This window comes from Oceanobacillus halophilus (assembly GCF_003628505.1).
Lineage (GTDB): Bacteria > Bacillota > Bacilli > Bacillales > Amphibacillaceae > Oceanobacillus > Oceanobacillus halophilus.
This window is the reverse complement of sequence record NZ_RBZP01000003.1, coordinates 144,927-162,479: the sequence shown is the minus strand read 5'-3', so window position 1 is coordinate 162,479 and position 17,553 is coordinate 144,927. Positions and strand designations below refer to the sequence as shown.

The 17,553-nt window shown below is 37.3% G+C and carries 17 protein-coding genes and 1 pseudogene; 6 read left to right on the top strand and 12 right to left on the bottom strand.

All coding sequences use genetic code 11. The features are described from left to right. Window positions 1–395: 395 nt before the first annotated feature. A pseudogene (locus D8M06_RS07120) lies at window positions 396–1,479 on the top strand (DUF3626 domain-containing protein). 232 nt (window positions 1,480–1,711) lie between these two features. Here D8M06_RS07120 and D8M06_RS20415 read toward each other — a convergent pair. Both D8M06_RS20415 and D8M06_RS07115 read right to left on the bottom strand, forming a co-directional pair. Continuing rightward, window positions 1,712–1,798 (bottom strand): putative holin-like toxin, encoded by an 87-nt coding sequence (locus D8M06_RS20415; protein WP_421904207.1) that lies wholly within the window; start codon window positions 1,796–1,798, stop codon window positions 1,712–1,714. Between the two features lie 140 nt (window positions 1,799–1,938). Beyond that, on the bottom strand, window positions 1,939–3,036 hold the full coding sequence (locus tag D8M06_RS07115) for a DUF3800 domain-containing protein (protein ID WP_121203716.1): 1,098 nt from the start codon (window positions 3,034–3,036) through the stop codon (window positions 1,939–1,941). 280 nt (window positions 3,037–3,316) lie between these two features. On the opposite strand from D8M06_RS07115, the gene D8M06_RS07110 reads away from it, so the two are divergent. After that, window positions 3,317–4,108: a CAP domain-containing protein gene (locus D8M06_RS07110; protein WP_121203715.1), complete on the top strand. Its 792-nt coding sequence runs from the start codon at window positions 3,317–3,319 to the stop codon at window positions 4,106–4,108. A gap of 67 nt (window positions 4,109–4,175) precedes the next feature. Here the strand turns inward: D8M06_RS07110 and D8M06_RS07105 are convergent, their stop codons facing one another. After that, on the bottom strand, window positions 4,176–4,937 hold the full coding sequence (locus D8M06_RS07105; RefSeq protein ID WP_121203714.1) for a CPBP family intramembrane glutamic endopeptidase: 762 nt from the start codon (window positions 4,935–4,937) through the stop codon (window positions 4,176–4,178). A gap of 285 nt (window positions 4,938–5,222) precedes the next feature. On the opposite strand from D8M06_RS07105, the gene D8M06_RS07100 reads away from it, so the two are divergent. Further along, on the top strand, window positions 5,223–6,233 hold the full coding sequence (locus tag D8M06_RS07100) for a DUF1646 family protein (protein ID WP_121203713.1): 1,011 nt from the start codon (window positions 5,223–5,225) through the stop codon (window positions 6,231–6,233). Between the two features lie 50 nt (window positions 6,234–6,283). On the opposite strand, the gene D8M06_RS07095 is transcribed toward D8M06_RS07100, so the two are convergent. From D8M06_RS07095 to D8M06_RS07070, 7 genes are all read right to left on the bottom strand, one after another. Then, a complete protein-coding gene (locus tag D8M06_RS07095) occupies window positions 6,284–7,075 on the bottom strand; it encodes a TatD family hydrolase (protein ID WP_241558893.1) in 792 nt (263 codons plus the stop codon). A 227-nt stretch (window positions 7,076–7,302) separates the two neighbouring features. After that, window positions 7,303–7,992: an iron-sulfur cluster repair di-iron protein gene (ric, locus tag D8M06_RS07090; protein ID WP_338322962.1), complete on the bottom strand. Its 690-nt coding sequence runs from the start codon at window positions 7,990–7,992 to the stop codon at window positions 7,303–7,305. A gap of 195 nt (window positions 7,993–8,187) precedes the next feature. Beyond that, window positions 8,188–8,364 carry a hypothetical protein gene (locus tag D8M06_RS19825; protein WP_158591750.1) on the bottom strand — a complete coding sequence of 59 codons (177 nt, stop codon included), beginning with the start codon at window positions 8,362–8,364 and terminating at the stop codon, window positions 8,188–8,190. Between the two features lie 406 nt (window positions 8,365–8,770). After that, window positions 8,771–9,331, bottom strand: coding sequence for a hypothetical protein (locus D8M06_RS07085; RefSeq protein ID WP_121203711.1), 561 nt, complete (start codon window positions 9,329–9,331; stop codon window positions 8,771–8,773). Between the two features lie 5 nt (window positions 9,332–9,336). Continuing rightward, a complete protein-coding gene (locus tag D8M06_RS07080) occupies window positions 9,337–9,969 on the bottom strand; it encodes an SCO family protein (protein ID WP_121203710.1) in 633 nt (210 codons plus the stop codon). Further along, the gene (locus tag D8M06_RS07075; protein ID WP_121203709.1) at window positions 9,950–11,428 is read right to left on the bottom strand and encodes a cbb3-type cytochrome c oxidase subunit I; all 1,479 of its coding nucleotides are present in this window, start codon (window positions 11,426–11,428) and stop codon (window positions 9,950–9,952) included. The genes D8M06_RS07080 and D8M06_RS07075 overlap by 20 nt, the downstream gene beginning before the upstream one ends. A 16-nt stretch (window positions 11,429–11,444) precedes the next feature. Continuing rightward, window positions 11,445–11,969 carry a cupredoxin domain-containing protein gene (locus D8M06_RS07070; RefSeq protein ID WP_121203708.1) on the bottom strand — a complete coding sequence of 175 codons (525 nt, stop codon included), beginning with the start codon at window positions 11,967–11,969 and terminating at the stop codon, window positions 11,445–11,447. Window positions 11,970–12,329: 360 nt separating this feature from the next. Here D8M06_RS07070 and D8M06_RS07065 point away from each other — a divergent pair, with 360 nt between their 5' ends. From D8M06_RS07065 to D8M06_RS07055, 3 genes are all read left to right on the top strand, one after another. Then, window positions 12,330–12,887 carry a GNAT family N-acetyltransferase gene (locus tag D8M06_RS07065; protein WP_121203707.1) on the top strand — a complete coding sequence of 186 codons (558 nt, stop codon included), beginning with the start codon at window positions 12,330–12,332 and terminating at the stop codon, window positions 12,885–12,887. Beyond that, window positions 12,884–13,744 (top strand): alpha/beta fold hydrolase, encoded by an 861-nt coding sequence (locus D8M06_RS07060; protein ID WP_121203706.1) that lies wholly within the window; start codon window positions 12,884–12,886, stop codon window positions 13,742–13,744. Before D8M06_RS07065 ends, D8M06_RS07060 begins: the two co-directional genes overlap by 4 nt. Window positions 13,745–13,822: 78 nt before the next feature. Continuing rightward, complete coding sequence (locus tag D8M06_RS07055; RefSeq protein ID WP_121203705.1) at window positions 13,823–14,746, top strand: GNAT family N-acetyltransferase; 924 nt, start codon at window positions 13,823–13,825, stop codon at window positions 14,744–14,746. A 54-nt stretch (window positions 14,747–14,800) separates the two neighbouring features. Here the strand turns inward: D8M06_RS07055 and D8M06_RS07050 are convergent, their stop codons facing one another. Next, window positions 14,801–16,750, bottom strand: a complete 1,950-nt coding sequence (locus D8M06_RS07050) for an FtsX-like permease family protein (protein ID WP_121203704.1) — start codon at window positions 16,748–16,750, stop codon at window positions 14,801–14,803. After that, window positions 16,740–17,501, bottom strand: a complete 762-nt coding sequence (locus D8M06_RS07045; protein ID WP_121203703.1) for an ABC transporter ATP-binding protein — start codon at window positions 17,499–17,501, stop codon at window positions 16,740–16,742. The genes D8M06_RS07050 and D8M06_RS07045 overlap by 11 nt, the downstream gene beginning before the upstream one ends. Window positions 17,502–17,553: the final 52 nt, after the last annotated feature.

The window sequence follows — 17,553 nt, the reverse complement described above, 5'->3', positions numbered from 1 at the left end:
TCAACCTAATAGTAAAATCACTACCTTTACAGCAAACCTTCTCTGTAAAGAATTATTCATTTTTTCATTTCTGGAAAATAAATAGATCATTTTTAATTGCATGTGCGTCATATTATAAGGATTTCGTGAAGCGGGGTAAGTTAAAGAAATAGAATGTAAATTTTACTAGTAGGTGTAAACTTGTTCATTAGTTATTATAAAATTTATAATATTCTTATTCATTGGACAGATTGTAAAACAATTAATGAATTATTTGGCCGAACTGTAAACAATGGCCTATTGCTTAATTGATGGAGGACAAAAGAAACTGCCAATCAAGCTAGATATGAACGCTAAGCCATTTTGAAATATGTTAAAATTTGGGTAATAACTCTTTGGGGAGGAGTAATCCTTTTATGAAATTAACAAGAGCTCAACAGTTAGCTTTGGAACACATTACCTCTTATGCAAGAGTACATAAAAAAAGAAGCTAATCAAATCATCCATCATGTCAGAAAAATGTCCAATATCTCGGAAAAGACATTTAATCAAGCAGTCAAAAATTTACAGGAAAACGCAAAAATTGGTCTGCATTTTCATCCAGATAGGCCTGATTCAGCTATGAAAAGTGTTGCTGAAGCATTACTTGAACAAGGAAAGTATAAAAGTCAGTTCGAAACGCTCATATCTAACGGAAGTGTATCAGCATACTCTGGTGGTGCACGGGATCTTTGGGAAGAGAAGATATTCGGTGGTGCATACCAGATGGAGGGAACTACTAATCAACACCGGCCAAAATACGGTGCCCTAAATTTGATGCTGCATCCAGATGGACCATCTCCACGTTTCGGGTCATGTTACTTCCTTTTATCTACAGAGGTTTCCTACCGTGCAACTTATACATATTTAGATTCCCATGAGGATACAAGAGAAAAGGGAACTTATAAGGAATTTGACTTTATCATGGCTGGACTTTTAGCAGAAATATTCACAAGAGATTTTGCCATAGGAGAAAGAAATTTAACTCCAACAAAATTCATCCATCATTTATTGTACAACCTCCAGGAGGTATTTAACGAAACGGACGATAATGAGCCAGCACGCAACCTAAACCACTATATTGAAGCTCAAATTCACGGAGATATTTCTCTAAAAGAGGATGTAGAAATTCTAGTGGCAGATCCCTGCTTTCAAGGAACTAAAACTGGAAATAACCTTGAAGAACTTTGTGCAACCTATTCCATTGATTTATATTGGCACATGGGGTTTGTCCTACCTGTGAATGAAGTGCCAAAGAATTTCAGGGGGCCAACCATGCCAAACTTAGCAAAGCGAATTGCATCAAATGGTTATATTGATGCTAGCATTATTGGTGCTGCCGTTAGGGAGGTAAAGGAAAATCCAGATACTTGGAAAGATCACGGAACCGTAGAACAAATCCTTCAAGAATTAAAACTGCTGTGGCACGTATTAGTTAAATATGGCAGACCAAAACCCTAAGGTGCCTGGCACTCCCCGGATTTTGTCGAATGGCGTCATTCCATTTGAATTAGATTATTTGGTTTTCAAGTTGGGCTTTATTCGTTATAATAAAAGTAGATATCATGCATAAAATAAAAGAAGACCGTTAGTGCTGGTTACACTAACGGCCATGTACAATAGCCCTCCTTGGGGGGCGACTCACGTTTAAGGATTCTAATCACCCTAATCGCTCGTCAGGCTTATAGGGTGGTTATTTTTTTTGATTGGACAATATCGCCACTACCAATGTTCCAAATGAAATCATTAGAACGAGTGATTCGAATACCGTCAGAAGCATCACCCCCCTTCCCTATAAAAGTCAGGGAGTGAGCCACCACCCACGAAAAGCCTTATTGTACAAGTATCATTATATCGCAATTCACTTCTTGCTAACAGAACATATTTTCCTATATTCGTTCATGATTCTTTGCTTCCTCATTATCCACTCATCCTATCTAAGTACTGTTTCAGTTCTTTATATTCCGGATAGTCCATAATATCTAGTTCTTTATCCGTAGCGACGAGTATTTGATCCCGGCATTTCTGCAGACGATGAATCATTGGCAGAATTCTTAAACTGCTGAAATGAACAAAATCAATCAAGTCTTTCTGTGAAATTGGTAATTTATAGCCCTTCTCACTACTCGCAATCAGAACTCCCTTAGCCCTCAGTGGTGCAACAACATTCGATCTCAGGTAATGTTTACTGACCTTCTCCCCTTTAAAAATACGAAGGTTTTCAATAATTTCATCTGTTGCGATGTAACTTTCCGGGTGAAGAGATAAATGAAAGAGCAGGTATTTGGTAAAGTTTACTTGATCTTTTATTACAGCATCCTTCTCATCTTCATAATTTGCTATAAAATCTCTAGCTAAGTGTACCGCACGTTCCATAATTATGTCTTCATACGCTTCCGCTTCTTCCTTTGATAGCGTTATTTCATTTCCTACGCTATTTTCCGGCCATTCTGTCACACGAATTAGTTTCGATTTTAGAAGCGAAAAGGCAACTTGTTTTTTATTAGGTTGTTCATATCTTGTAAAAACCATTCTTGAGATTAAGTTAACTAACTGAAGGAGTTCTGGCTCCTTTGTGTTTGAAAAGTGAAATTCGGATTGATTGAAAAGATTCGGAATATGGTTTTTTTCAATATATACTTTAAATGCTTCTAAAAATTCTTTGGTTTCCGTGAAATCAGCGATTATCTCCAGATTTTCATATGTTCTATATAATTCCTTATACAACTTGCCGTTCAAATGGCGAATAAAACTCTGCTTATAGGCAAGGCCACTATGTTTCCGGAGCAATCTTTTATTAATAACAAAGGAGTAAATATGGAAATCGCTGTCGATAATCTCAGGTATAATCGTTTCCATATTTGGTGAATCGGAAAACGTAGAGAGCTTTTCTTTTAGTTTACGTAATTTAATTTTTTCAACAATAACAGCAGTAACCGTAAAATACTTGGATCCTTGGTGTTTTAAGTCTAAACTGTAATCTCCAGTTTCCTCTAAAAATGCCACAAATTCCTTCATAATGTTACCACCCCACTCTTATGCAATTTTTAACCAAAATAAAAAAGCAAAAGACAAACTCTTTCTAAGATGTCTTTTGCTACGTGGTTTATATATATTAATCCTGTCTTCTCCATCGTAAACTTATTATAGCTAAAATTCTTAATAATCCTTCTACTATTCCTATTTTATAACCATTTCTCCCATACTACAACTATCCACTCCCTATCTTCCCTTATATTGGGAGAATAATTTTACCTCTCCGACCTAAAATAAGGTCAAATAGATAGGGGGTTAGATAATGAAAAATCATATAAAATGGCTTTTAGCCCTGTTTATTTTTCCAATGATTCTGATGGGCTGCGCCAATGAAGAAGGGGCTAGAAACAACAATGATACTGGTAATCCAAACGATTTTGAAAATGTAAGTTTTGGTCCTAATGAAAACCAAGAAAACAATGGAAGAACCGATAATGATTTTCCACTTTTCGATGGGAACACGGAAGATAGAGGAAATTACCAAATTTATCGAAAGGAATATCGCTTCGGTGACCCAAATCGTGTACCAAATGATCAATCGGTTCCAGACGATGAGAGGTTAAATCCAGGACAACAAGCTCCTACACAGCCAAATCCTACTTCACCTGAAACTAATCAATCCGAACGAAACAATAATACACCACAAGAAGGAAACCAGGCTGCTGATGCAAGTGAAATAGTGAAAGAAGTGGTGCGTTTAACGAACGAGGAACGTAAGAAAAATGGACTTCCAGAACTACAAATGTCACAGGAATTAAATGATGCGGCACAAAAGAAATCTGTTGATATGGCGGATAATGGCTATTTCAGTCATAACTCCCCAACCTATGGATCACCTTTTGATATGTTGAAGCAATTTGGTATTGATTATACAGTTGCTGCTGAAAACATTGCTGCTGGGCAACAAACAGCTCAGGAAGTGGTGGATGGCTGGATGAATAGTGAAGGTCACCGCAAAAATATTTTAAATGATTCCGTTACCCATATTGGTGTTGGAATGGAAGATAGCGGAAACCAAGGACCATATTGGACACAATTGTTTATAGCAAAATAAACGATACGGAGAGCGCGAACATTTTATGCTCTCCTTATCGTATGACCAAAGCAGATTAGGATTTACCTTAACTTCCAGTGCTAATCATAAACAACAATCCGGTGATCGCGTACATATTCCATAACATATGAAAAACAATCGGAACAATTAACGACCTCGTTAATCGATATAACAATACGAACACAACTCCCATAATGGTTGCAGAGAGCACATGTCCTGTATGAAGAGCCCCAAAGATAATAGAAGATACGAGCAATCCAACTCCAAAATGAATTTTCTCGCTTAGAAAACCATGAATGACCCCTCTATATATAATTTCTTCTTTAATCGGGGTTACTACTGTAAAAGCAAGGTAAAAAACAATTATATTTAACCAATCCATCGACAAACTATCCATCCCAAACGTTTGCACTTGATCGGAACCATCTTCCAATTGAAATACATTCATAATCAAATATTGACTGACAAAGAGGACAATGAATCCCCCTAATAAGTATAGATATGTTTTTCCTTGCTGAAATGGTTTAAATGAAAAAGAACCCTTTAATAGGTTACGTACACTTTTAAAAATCAGTAGTGCGAAAATTAGAGCAATGGCATCCAAAAGCAACATATAATGACTGGCAAATACCGTATCCATTAGATTGCTTCCACTTGCTACATCCATCATTCCAAACACAACACCAATCATTGCTCCAATTATTCCACTAAAACCGATGAATGCAACAAAAAATAAAATTAACTTTCCCCAGCTGAGCTGTAATTGACCTTCTCCATGAATGGTTTCATTTGTATTCGCTAGCTCTTCTTCTTTTGTCTTTACTTCCATTTTAATTACTTCTTCCTCCTACTTTGTGTATGTTTTTTCACTGGTTACTTCTTTCATTATCGCCCCTCTGTGATCAGTAAAAAAATTATATAACTTATACACTAAGAATGCGAGAAAAGTATTTTCTTCTAGTAATGATTGAAAGTGCTATAATTTTTTTGGACTATATAGGATATCATTTCCTCTTCTCTTTACACCAGACTAGGAATATTAAATGAGGTGGACAACTATACATTATAGAGAGTGAGAATAAAGTGATTACTTCTAGAAAGGACGTCGTCCACCTTGACTACCGGCCTAATCATTATTTTGCTGCTTGTATTATGTTTACCATTCTTATTAAAAACAGTTGAACGAAACTTAGAAATTTTTTTATCAATTATGGGAGTATTAGCTGCGATTATTAGCGGGGTATTGAATAGAGAGCTTATCCGACAGGCTGTAACCGATCCGCTTAATATAACATTAGCTGTGTTTATTTCCAGCCTATTATTTAAGTGGTTAAAAGAACCGATAGAGCATGGAATGTTAAAAGTTCGTCAGTATATGAGTATCCATATCTTTCTGGTGGTCATAATTGTAGTTATTGGATTATTATCGAGTTTGATTACTGCCATTATTTCTGCGATTGTACTTGTTTCGATTATTAGTATCCTGCCCATAGACCGGAAAACGGAAATTCGTGCCGTGGTTTTATCGTGTTTTTCTATCGGGTTCGGTTCTGTATTAACGCCGATTGGGGAACCGTTAGCAACTATTACAACAAATAAGCTGAATGCAGATTTCTTCTATCTCTTTCAGTTAGTTGGTAAAGAAGTAATCATTGCAGTCCTCGCAATAGGCGTCTTTGCTTTCTTCTTTTTAAAACCAAAAAGGACAGAAGAGAATCTCCATAAGAAGAAACAAGCAGAGAGTTTTTCTGATATTGTGAACCGCTCCAGTGGAATTTACCTGTTTATCATGGGATTGACTTTGCTTGGTGCAAGCTTTGAAACACTTGTAAATCAATATTTACTTGGTTTACATACCGGTCTACTGTATTGGATCAATATGGTTTCTGCCGTGTTGGATAATGCAACATTAGCTGCAGCAGAAATCACTCCAGCCATGAATACGGAGACCATCCGGTTTATACTATTAAGCCTAGTAATCAGCGGTGGAATGTTAATTCCAGGGAATATTCCCAATATCATCTCAGCAAACAAACTAGGAATCACCAGCAAAGAATGGGCCAAACACGGCCTCCCACTCGGACTCCTAATCATGAGCATCGTATTTATCTATCTTATTCTTTAGGTGCCTGTCACTTCCCGGTTTTTGTCGAATTCTGCAAGAAAGTGTGTAAACTAATCTAAGCAATAAAATTCTTTTGTATTTCGATAAATTTGCGCATAGATGTCTTCTATGTGCAAGTTTTTAATTTCGGCAATCTTTGCAATCGACCAGTGAATCATTTTCGGATGTGTCATTTTATCTAAGAACGCTCCCTTGTATTTCCATGGCCCATCTGTCTCGAGCATCATATGATCAATTGGAGTATCCTTCACCAATTGCTGAATTTCTTTATCATAAAGTACATCTGGCGTGATGGAAACATCATAGCCATTTTGGATAAGACGTTCAGTAGTTCTCTTGTCCCCTTTATACCAATGAAAGTGAGCTTTTTCGATGGTATGTTTTTCCAATAAATCACAGACAATTGGTGCATGTTCATAAATAGCATGCAACACGATTGGCTTATCGTATCTTTTTGACTCTAGGATAAAATGTTCCAATATCTCTATGTATGGTTCCAGTTCAAGTTTTGGGTTTTCTCTTTGTCTATAATATGGCAAGCCGACTTCTCCAATTGCAATCATTTCATGATGATATTCTTTAATGAGTAGGCAGAGTGCATCAAGCTCCTGTTCTCTTGGTAACGGTTGTTCCGGATGAAAACCAAAAGCCGCATTAACTCGAGGATTATTCCGTGATAAAGATAGATTGATAATCGCAGACGCAAGATTCATGGATACTGTTATTAGCTGTTCAATATGGTATTTCTCCATCTCATCAATAATATTTTTACGATCCACTTTCTTATATACATCTAAATGGATGTGAGAATCAATGATTGAATTATACATAAGACTTCCCATTCCCTTTTCTCCCCATTCCTGCAAATATATACAATTTTCTATCATTTTAGCACTATTAACGGTGCCTGTCACTCCCCGATTTTTGTCGGATGGTGGATTGTTTTTACTGTTTGGATTAATTTAGTGAACAAAGAAAGAGCATCAAATTAAATATAATTCAATGCTCTCGAGAATGACGTGTTTCTATTTTTTGGTAGGGGGAGTTGGACAGAAATCCCTAAAACGACTTATAGTCTAGCGAATAGAACGTTATTTTCTAAATGAATGTGCTGGAATGTGTCTTCCTCTAATTCTGCAAGACGGGCATATGTTATTTGGTATGAACCGCATGCATTTGCCGGTGGAATAAATTCCCCAGTAATTTCTCTCATTTTTTTAAGCATATCTCCTACAGAACTATGCTCATCTTCTAAGTCACCATTCGCTGAACGAATCTGAATCAGTAATTCTTCGCTTGGCTCTTGCTCATATTGCTTTATTAGTGGGAATACTTCATTCTCTTCTTTAATGGTATGTTCTTCCATCTCTACTCGAAACTCATTATAGATTTGATATAATTCTCTTAGTTCTGGGTGAGCAGCTCCATGACGGCTGTATACTTTTGTAACAAATTGGCCGAGTGCTGGAAGTTCTTCCATCAGATATGCATGATGATTATGTCTAATATGATCCACTAGTTCTGCAAGTGGCTTAGCATCCCAATCAACCACATCATGATCTTCTTTGTTCCATTTTTCAAAAGATGTATTTAACTCAGATAGAATAAAATTCTCATCCAGTCCTTTTTCTTCAAAACTCTCTTTTAAAGGACGATTTCCGCCACAGCAGAAGTCAATTTTATGTTCTTTAAATAAATCACTAGCTTTCGGGAAAACTTTTACGATATTTGCTGGTGTATGTTCAACAGTAAATTTCACTATAAACCCTCCATTTAAATTTCGACTTGTGTACATTGTAATTGATATCCATAAACTAATCTGTGATTGAAATCACTTCCAGCAAGCTTTTTGGCTTTTCGGTGCCTGGCACCTCCCGAAATTTGTCGAAAAACGCTGAACATAAAAGGGCATTAAAATAAGCCTTGCGGGAATGCAAGGCTCTTCTTACTGTAATTATGAGATTTTATAATTTCGATTTCCTTTATATCTTGAAGGCATTCGAAACAATTCATAAGTTTGCAGCGAGTGTGCGTGTGGATCTTCTATTTCTCGTATATGTTCCATTCCATTAGTTATTTTTGTAGATTTTAAAGCTTTAGGAAATCTGTTAATCTTTTTAAAAAACTTCATACCATTGACACCTCCACATTATGATGCGATGCAGTTTGTTCCTATGTTGACTACTACAGGTGCGCTTGTTTTAAGACAATAGTTAGAAAAATCGCTATTATTATTTTGTAGTACGATTCGTCCTACATCATAGCTCTCCTCTTTTCTATACTTGGTAATTCTTAACCCACTTACTATTATAATGTAAGCGTTTACTTTTATCAATTGTCTCAACCTGCTTTCCTAGCCTTTTCTGTGACAATTCCTTGAACAGTGCCTGGCACCTCCCGGAATTTGTCGAACCCCAAAACCTTTGCCCTTGTTGCCTTTAGATTTGATTGAAAAACCGGGTGGTGCCTGGCACCACCCGGTTTTTGTCGAATAAAAAATGGACGGAGTCTACTTGAGTGGAAAGTAGACTCCGTCCTTATGTTACGTTTTCTTTAGAGTGATCGGTAAATACATAGTGAATGATTGAGAGAATCATTAGCACGGTGATGAAGAGCATGCCCCATCCAAGCACTTTTTGCTGTGTTTCTAAGTAGTTGTTACAGATTTGAATAGGGGAATCAATATACAGCCATGCAAATAATCCAAACATAGATAAATAGTTTAAATAAATAAATGTCTTTCCAAGGGTGTGAAGCTTTTCCCAGCTACCTCGCAGCAGCAGGCCTACAAATGGCAAACTTATAAATTTCAAAAACTCCATAGAGTTATAGGTTAAGGCCTCATCCAACGTTCTTGGAAACATCCAAAATAAAGTTATAAAGAATACCAAAATAATTCCAGGGATGCCGTTACCATTCCATCTATCCCAAACATCATAAAACTTTCTCACTACCACGTCACCAGTCAGCCACCCTGCAAGTATAAGCAATGGAAGCTGGATTAGCATATGAACAATCATAATCGATTCCATCCCCAGCCGAATTGGAGGAAGGAGCAAAAGTACGAACAAGACAATGCCATATCTAGTTTTTCCCATGTCCTTCAGTCCCCCGCTTCCTCTTCTACCATCGAAATCACGGTATCTGCCGCCTTATCTATCTTTGTATAATCCATTACTTCCTGAAGCACCCCATTTTTATCAACTAAATAAAAGGCAGAGTTATGCGTGAAATTTCCATAGTCATCCGGAATAACAATTACACCAAATTCCTCCAGTAAACGATCCAGCTCCGTCTGATCAGGAATTCGTGCCATCCGCCATGTCTCCCCATCACTTCCAAAATAGGTCCGATACTTATCTAAAGTAGCAGGATCATCACGTTTTGGATCAAAACTAATACTAAGAAAGACAATATTCTCGCCAATAAATTCACTCGGAACCTGCTCATAGACCTCTGCCAAGTTCATTCCAAGCTTCGGACAAACATCCGCACAAGCTGTGTAAATAAATGTGAGCATAACGTACTTTCCTTCAAAATCAGAAAAAGGATAAATTCGGTTATTACTGTCTTCTAACGTTACTTCCGGAAAAACAGGCTTTTCCTTCATCAATTGATAGGTCCTAGCACTTTCTGCAGTAAACGCCCGAAACCCATCCGTTCCAATATAAAGCAATAAAAGTCCGGCAAAAACACTAAGTAAAATAGCAACTTTATTACGCCAGTTTTTTCTCATAGGATTCGCTTCCCATTTTATTCCTTAACGCCATATAACGAGTAAAATGGAAGATAAAAATAGTTGAAGCTAGCAAGGCTAAAACCCCGGATACTCCACCAAAGACAGCTGGTCCCATCCAATCCGGAATATGGGTTGCCCATCTTCTTGGAGTACTTATTGCTCCTGATACTAAGAAAGAACCACTGATTCCAAGAAATGAAATCGTATAACAGGTTAACCCGAATTTATCCAGCCAATTTTCTTTGATGCCACTATCCTCTTTAGCAAGAAAATACATAAATGCAAAGAGCATGACTACCGCTCCTAATCCCATATACATGTGAAAGTGTCCCGGCACCCATTTCGTATTATGCATCACATGGTTAACAACGATGGTGGCATCGACAATTGCAGGAACAACCCCTAACGTCCAACCAAGCATGGATAAAAAGGCTAATCCAGATGCTAAATCCCATTTAATCCCAGATTTATATACAAGCATTAAAGCACCATACGCTGTGATGACAAGAACGGGCAACCCATTGGAATAAGATAAAATCTGCGCCATAATTAATGCCCATTTTGGCATCGAAGGGTCCATCAATAAATGGTGTGTATAAATCAAAAGGGTAAAGAACGTTGACATATTCCAAGCAACAAGAAATGCTTTACTTACTCCCCATTTTCGTTTCGCATAGCGGGGCAAAATTTCATAGACAGCAATGACTCCCATATAAATAATTGCATTTGCAAAGATATGTCCAAATGCATACGTTAAATTTTTCGCTAATAACGGATCAAACGTAAATGCCGGATTAACAACATGAATCATATTCATAATGATAACAACCGTACCAGCAATCAATGCCGTCGTATTAACAATGATAACCATTGTACTAGCAATAACAGCTTTTGGTGGTGCCTTATCCACTGGCCTCTTCCCAGAAAGAATATCCCATCCTAACCCTTTACCAAGGCTTCCGTATTTTTTAATAATAGCTCTTCCTGCATCAATATAAAAAAGAACAAATCCAGTTCCTAGTACTAACATTCCACCAAGATACAGAATCGCTCCTAATGTCCCCCATGCCCCAGCTGAAAGAGCTGGCAGCGGATAAAGAAACGTCCAAGCACTTGCATATTCAAATGAAAATACCCCAATAATGACCATGACAACTCCAACTAAAAACAACCATAAATTCGTCACAAATATTTCAGGAGTCAGATCTACATATTGACGTAAAAAGTAATACATAATGGCCGCTGCCGCTAATGCTGCTGCCCCTACCATTCCTGTACCATGGATGGTTAAGAACTGGTAAAACAGCGCAGGACCTACATCAAATACTCCCCCTTGCTGCAAGAGCATTAAGATTCCAAAAATCATCATTAATCCAATAACGATACCACCTATAACTAAGTAACTAGCTACATGCTTATTAGCCTTTCTTTCCTCTTTCCTAACCATGCTATTCATTTCTACACCCCCAATATTATTCAGTAACCTCAATTGTTTCAGTCATCAAATGATGTCCTAACCCACAATACTCTAGGCAAAGAATTTCATACGTGCCCGGTTCCGTAAACGTAATATACACTTCATTGGTATACTCCGGCATTGCCTGTGTTTGTGCTAACAACATCATATCTTCATCATAAATTCCAAACCCATGTGTTACATCTGTTGCTGTAACCCGAAACTCGATGGGCTCGCCAACTTTAAATTCTGTTTCACTCATCTTCCATCCAAATTGCACCGACTCCACATCTACAATGGTTGGTTCCAATCCTTCCCCATAAACCGGCTGATCGTAAGGCAACTCTCGTAACGTGTAAATCGTTGCGACTAACATAATGATAATCAATGTTACCGCATAAAAATTTCTAGCCTTATACCATTTCTTTTTAATTGGTTCATAATCTCGTCTTTCTTTTGACCTTAAAAATACAAAAGCAAATACACCAGCAATCACCATCATGAAAATCAAACTAACTATCCATGCCACTGTTTGAACCATTTGAAATCCTCCCTTTTTACAAACTTCCCTTTCCCATGTTTTTTAAGAATTTTATAAGAATAAATACTGTAACCGTCATCATCATAAATCATAAATGTGCACGTAGGATGTGAGTTATGTCACTATAAACTAAATATTTAGATTATTTTATTTATTATAGTAATTATGTTGTATATAGTAGAAACCTTTCTGATCTTCTCTAAAGACAAACGTATACGATAGTTTTCTGCACTCCCCCTGATTTGTCTATTTTCTGTCAATTCATTCCTATACCATTAATAGCTGCTTCCGTGTGCTAGAATAAAAGTTGAATCGTAATAGTTTCATATGTAATTTAACAAAAGTTCAGGGGGAGTCTGAGTGAAGTTTCAAAAGCTTGAAACAGAGCGGTTACGACTAGTGAAAGTAACAGAAAAATATACCGAGCAATTTTACAATGTGCTGTCTCGTGATGAGGTAATAAAATATTACGGGATGGATCCTTTAAAAAGCATTGATCAAGCACTGATGATCATCCAATCGTTCCAGGAAACTTTTGAAAGCAGAAGAGGAATCAGATGGGGAATTGTTTTAAAAGAAACAGGAGATTTTATTGGAACAGTAGGATTAAATAATTTGAATTTCCGAAACAAACGAGCAGATATTGGGTTCGAATTACATCCTGCACACTGGCGTAAAGGTATAACGATTGAGGCTGTTCAAGAAGTATTCAGATATTCCTTTAACAACTTGAATATCTATCGAATGGGAGCAATTACTTTCCCACAAAATGAAGCCTCCATTCAATTGTTAATGCGTCTTGGCTTTAAAAAGGAAGGCGTGCTTAGAGGCTATTTATATCAGAATAATCAATCCCATGATGCTTTTATTTTTTCTTTACTTCAGAACGAGTGGGAAAATAAAGGAGAAAGTCCATGAAACGAAGAAAGGTGCTTTTTTCTGTAGATGATTATCAAATGGAATATACTTTAGTTGGAGAAGGTGCTCCTATTCTCGTTTTTCATGGAGGACATTCTAATTGTATGGAGACATTTGGATACGAGTTTTTAGTCGAAAATAGTTTCATGATAATTACTCCTTCCAGAGCAGGTTATGGGAAAATATCAAAAGAGATAGGCGTCAATTTAAATGTAGCCTGCCAGTATTATGTTGAGCTCTTGAATCATTTACATGTAGATAAGGCTCATATTATAGCAATATCAGCAGGTGGACCAACAGGGATCTGTTTTTCAGCTAACTATCCGGACCGAGTTAAAACGTTAACTTTGCAAAGTGCTGTAACCAAAGAATGGCTCACTCCACAAGATACTAACTATAAAATTGCGAATGTGATATTCCGACCGCCTGTTGAAAAATATACTTGGGCGATGTTTTCCATTATGAGTAGAGCTTTTCCAACGTTTATCTTTAAGCAAATGATACCATCTTTTAGTAAGCTATCTTATCCTGAAGTGAAGGAGAAAATGGAAGATACGGATGTAATAGAAGTCTGCAAGATGAATCACCGACAGCGGTCTGGTCAGGGATTTCTCTTGGACTTAAAGCAGAATAGTGAATTATCAAAAGAAGTTTTACAACAAATCACTTGTCCAACCCACGTCATGCATTCTCTCCACGATAGTTCCGTACCAATAGAGCATGCGCATTTTGCTCAGGAATATATTTCCTTTTCCAGTCTAACCGTACTCGATTCATGGGGACATCTGATATGGCTAGGTAAAGATTCTCGGGAAACCAATCAGAAGGTAACCTACTTTCTTCAGGAATACCAATAAAATGTTGCTCCATTTTGATTGTTTTAGATATAGAGTAATGGCATTATAGAAGAAGAAAAAATGGAGGGAGTGACATAATTGGAGAAACTAATCCGCTTATTAACCGATGAGGACTACCCGCATCTTGAAGCGATGGACACAGGTATGAAGGATGACTATGTCCAACGTGTCTTCCCTCGATTAGTGAGGGGAAATAATCGCCTATATGGTTTATTTTTAGATGGACAATTGGTCAGTATAGGTGGCTATTCTATCTATGCCAAACACCATGCAATGCTTGGAAGATTGCGAAGCGACCGCAGATTTAGAGGGAGCGATTTGGCTACAGAATTGATGTCTTATGTCATGCAGGAGGCCTTTCGTTCCGAAGATATTCAATGGGTTGGAGCGAATACGCAAGAAGATAATGCAGCTGCACGTCGTGTTTTGGAAAAACTAAAGCTTAAAAAACTAACAGCATTACACGGTGCGCTGACTAAAGATACTTCCGCTTTAGTGGCTGGAGCAAAAACTTGGAATGAAGTTCATGATTTGCAACGAAAAAAGGAATGGGTACACCAAGCATATGTGGAAAATTCAAACCTTTTCCCATATGAGTGTTACTACCCCTTCCCCGCATCCTGGGAGTTATTTAACAATGAAGACCTACAAAAATGGTCATTCTATGAAAATGATAAACAAACACGTTTCCTCATCACGAAAACGGATCAGAAAAAGCATTATTACCTACATGCTGTCTATCCGTGGAGTGACATAACCAACCAAGCAGGTTTGTGGGAAACCATCTCAAAAGATTACGAAAAAGTACTAAAACAAACCAAATCGGAAGCATACATATGGATGGATTTAACAAAGGAAGAAGCTCAAACCTTACCACCTAATCATTCGTTTCAACTTCCATCACCATGGATTTTGCATGGCATGAATAAAAGAGAGTGGAATCAAACCGGTGCCTGTCACTCCCCGAAATTTGTCGAACCCCAAAGCCCTACTGCTCCTTGAGTTTTACTGCACAACAAAAACCGGGGAGTGACAGGCACTCCCCGGGTGGTTGTTCTATAATGCTTCTTTTATTACTTTTTTATAGTTTAAAACGGATAGAATGCCGAAGATGGAGTAGAGCAGTGTATACAGCATCATGACGATAATCATTGGCGTCCATAGTTCCGTACCGAAAAAAAACCAGCCTGATTTCACGGCGAAATAACTGTGACTTAGGCCTACTACCAATGGAATTCCAAAGTTGAACATTTGCTTGATTTTGATGCCATTTAATAAATCGCCATTTGTATAACCTAATTTTCTCAATATAGTATAACTTGAATTTTCTTCTTCACTTTCATCCATCTGTTTGAAATAAAGGATATAGCCAGATGTTACGAGAAAGGTTAGACCTAAGAAACCAACAAGAAACATCATGAGACCCATATTTTGTTTTTGGGAGGTGCTCACTTCCAATCTTGACTCATGTCCTACCCACTCATCCAGGTTTAGACGCTTATATATGTCATTTGCTTTTTTCAATTCTCCACTATCCGCTATATCAATTCCCACATAGACTGAGAAGTTTCCCTGTACGGAAGGATCCTTATCAACTGCTAATTGCTGATAAACTGCATCATCAACAACTGCTATAGGAAACCCTCCATTCGTTAGCCGTAATGGCATAACTCTTTTTTCCTGTACCCCTAAATACTCCAGTTCAATCTCCTGACTTTTCCCTTTTAACGTGAATACCCCTGAATCATTAAACGGTAATGTTTGTTTCATCGCTTCAGTAGAGTTCACAAATACACTTTTATCAGGAGCAACGTCTATATCCTCCAGCCACAAATCATTCATGACAACTATGGATGTTACACTTGGGTCGAAATTATACTCCACATTATCGTTCAATTCCACCATATCACTTAAATCGATTACGACACTGAGTATATCGAATTCTTCCTTGGAATAATCAATTCCTTCTTCTTCCAGTGCCTCGATGAAAAGCTCTGCATTCTCCAAATGAGGAATCGAAAATTGATGCGCAACCGCCTGATCAGCCACCTTTTCTGCCGAATAATAGGAAATATAAGTCAATGATAAAAGTCCAATAGCTAAAGCAGATACTGTTGTAATTACCGTTAACAATATCGAATTGGATTTCATCCGAAACATAATCGATGACAAGGACATCACCTTATTAATAGGCAAATATCCATTACTTTTTTTCCGGATAATATTAAAAATAAAGCTAACAGATCCTTTGTAAAAGAAATACGTTCCAATAATAACAGTTCCTAAAATAACCATCATCGCTATCATTAACTCATTCATCCCTGTAAAGTCACCACCAAAAAGTTTGGTAGACAAATAATAGCCAAAACCGATGAAAACAATTCCCAACAAACCGATAATCATTTCTAAAGCGGATATTCGCAACCTCTTCACTTCCGTTTTAGAACTTGCTTGAAAGAGATTTAAAATTCGCTGTTTCCGGATAAACAGGGCATTCATTAACATGATAACCAAGTAAATTCCAGCAAACACAATCACTGTTTGCAGCAAAGCTTCCGGAGAAAACCGCAACTCCGCTACTGCTTCAATTCCTAATATCTTTATCAAAACCATCATCAACAATTTAGAAGAAGCAAAACCTAAAAATATCCCAACTACCATAGACCCAAAATACAACAGTAAATTTTCAGCGCTTAGAATCTGAAATATTTTCCCTTTCGTTAGACCAACTAGTTGAAACAAACCAATTTCTTTACTTCTTCGCTTAATAAAAAGATTATTAGCGTAAATTAAAAATACCGTTATAATGGCTATCATTCCGGCAGCACCGGTCTTTAATGCTGCAGCACCTTTGATCGATCCTTCCGTTTCATCCATCGCTGGATCGAACTGCAAAGTAACAAAGGCAAAATATAAAGCAACACTAAAAATGAGCGCAAAAACGTACAGATAATAGTTCTTCAAGTTCTTTTTCAAATTACGAAAAATGAGTTGATTAATGCTCATACTGTACGCCACCTAACACACCTTGTGTCTTAATAATGTCGTTAAAGAATGCCTGTCTTGTTTCATCACCCTTGTTAAGTTGCGTATAAATCTGGCCATCTTTTATAAAAATCACTCTGCTGCAATAACTAGCCGCCAGAGGATCGTGTGTAACCATAACTATCGTTGCTTCCCTTTTTTCATTTAAATCACTTAATTTATTTAACAAATCGGAAGCAGATTTCGAATCCAGTGCCCCGGTTGGCTCATCCGCAAATATAATGCTTGGCTCATGAATAAACGCACGCGCTGCCGAAGTACGTTGTTTTTGCCCACCAGATATTTCATTCGGATACTTATCTTTCACTTCATATATTCCCAATTCCTTAGCAACAGATGCAAACATAGATTGCGCCTGTTTTTTCGGTACCTTTTTAATGGTTAGTGGCAACATGATATTCTCTTTAACGGTCAATGTATCCAGTAAATTATAGTCCTGAAAAATAAATCCTAAATGATGTTTCCGAAATTCCGCTAGCTTTTTGTCTTTCATTTTCGTAAATTCTTGGCCCTCTATTTTAATCGACCCTTGAGTTACTTTATCAATGGAGGAAAGCACATTCAGTAACGTTGTTTTCCCAGAACCAGACGCCCCCATAATTCCTACAAATTCCCCTTTTTCCACCTGAATGTCAACGGCCTTTAAAACTTCTTGCTTATTCAATTTATTTCCATAGCTTTTGTAAATTTTATTCGCTTCTAATATGTTCATCGTGAATCAACTCCTTATGTAACTATCATAAGAAAAACAAAACATTTTTTCC

Excerpts from the sequence above, each read along its gene's own strand:
- D8M06_RS20415 (WP_421904207.1), bottom strand. The coding sequence starts at position 1,798 with ATGCTTCTGACGGTATTCGAATCACTCGTTCTAATGATTTCATTTGGA.
- D8M06_RS07115 (WP_121203716.1), bottom strand. The coding sequence starts at position 3,036 with ATGAAGGAATTTGTGGCATTTTTAGAGGAAACTGGAGATTACAGTTTA.
- D8M06_RS07110 (WP_121203715.1), top strand. The coding sequence starts at position 3,317 with ATGAAAAATCATATAAAATGGCTTTTAGCCCTGTTTATTTTTCCAATG.
- D8M06_RS07105 (WP_121203714.1), bottom strand. The coding sequence starts at position 4,937 with ATGGAAGTAAAGACAAAAGAAGAAGAGCTAGCGAATACAAATGAAACC.
- D8M06_RS07095 (WP_241558893.1), bottom strand. The coding sequence starts at position 7,075 with ATGGGAAGTCTTATGTATAATTCAATCATTGATTCTCACATCCATTTA.
- D8M06_RS19825 (WP_158591750.1), bottom strand. The coding sequence starts at position 8,364 with ATGAAGTTTTTTAAAAAGATTAACAGATTTCCTAAAGCTTTAAAATCT.
- D8M06_RS07085 (WP_121203711.1), bottom strand. The coding sequence starts at position 9,331 with ATGGGAAAAACTAGATATGGCATTGTCTTGTTCGTACTTTTGCTCCTT.
- D8M06_RS07080 (WP_121203710.1), bottom strand. The coding sequence starts at position 9,969 with ATGAGAAAAAACTGGCGTAATAAAGTTGCTATTTTACTTAGTGTTTTT.
- D8M06_RS07075 (WP_121203709.1), bottom strand. The coding sequence starts at position 11,428 with ATGAATAGCATGGTTAGGAAAGAGGAAAGAAAGGCTAATAAGCATGTA.
- D8M06_RS07070 (WP_121203708.1), bottom strand. The coding sequence starts at position 11,969 with ATGGTTCAAACAGTGGCATGGATAGTTAGTTTGATTTTCATGATGGTG.
- D8M06_RS07060 (WP_121203706.1), top strand. The coding sequence starts at position 12,884 with ATGAAACGAAGAAAGGTGCTTTTTTCTGTAGATGATTATCAAATGGAA.
- D8M06_RS07050 (WP_121203704.1), bottom strand. The coding sequence starts at position 16,750 with ATGAGCATTAATCAACTCATTTTTCGTAATTTGAAAAAGAACTTGAAG.
- D8M06_RS07045 (WP_121203703.1), bottom strand. The coding sequence starts at position 17,501 with ATGAACATATTAGAAGCGAATAAAATTTACAAAAGCTATGGAAATAAA.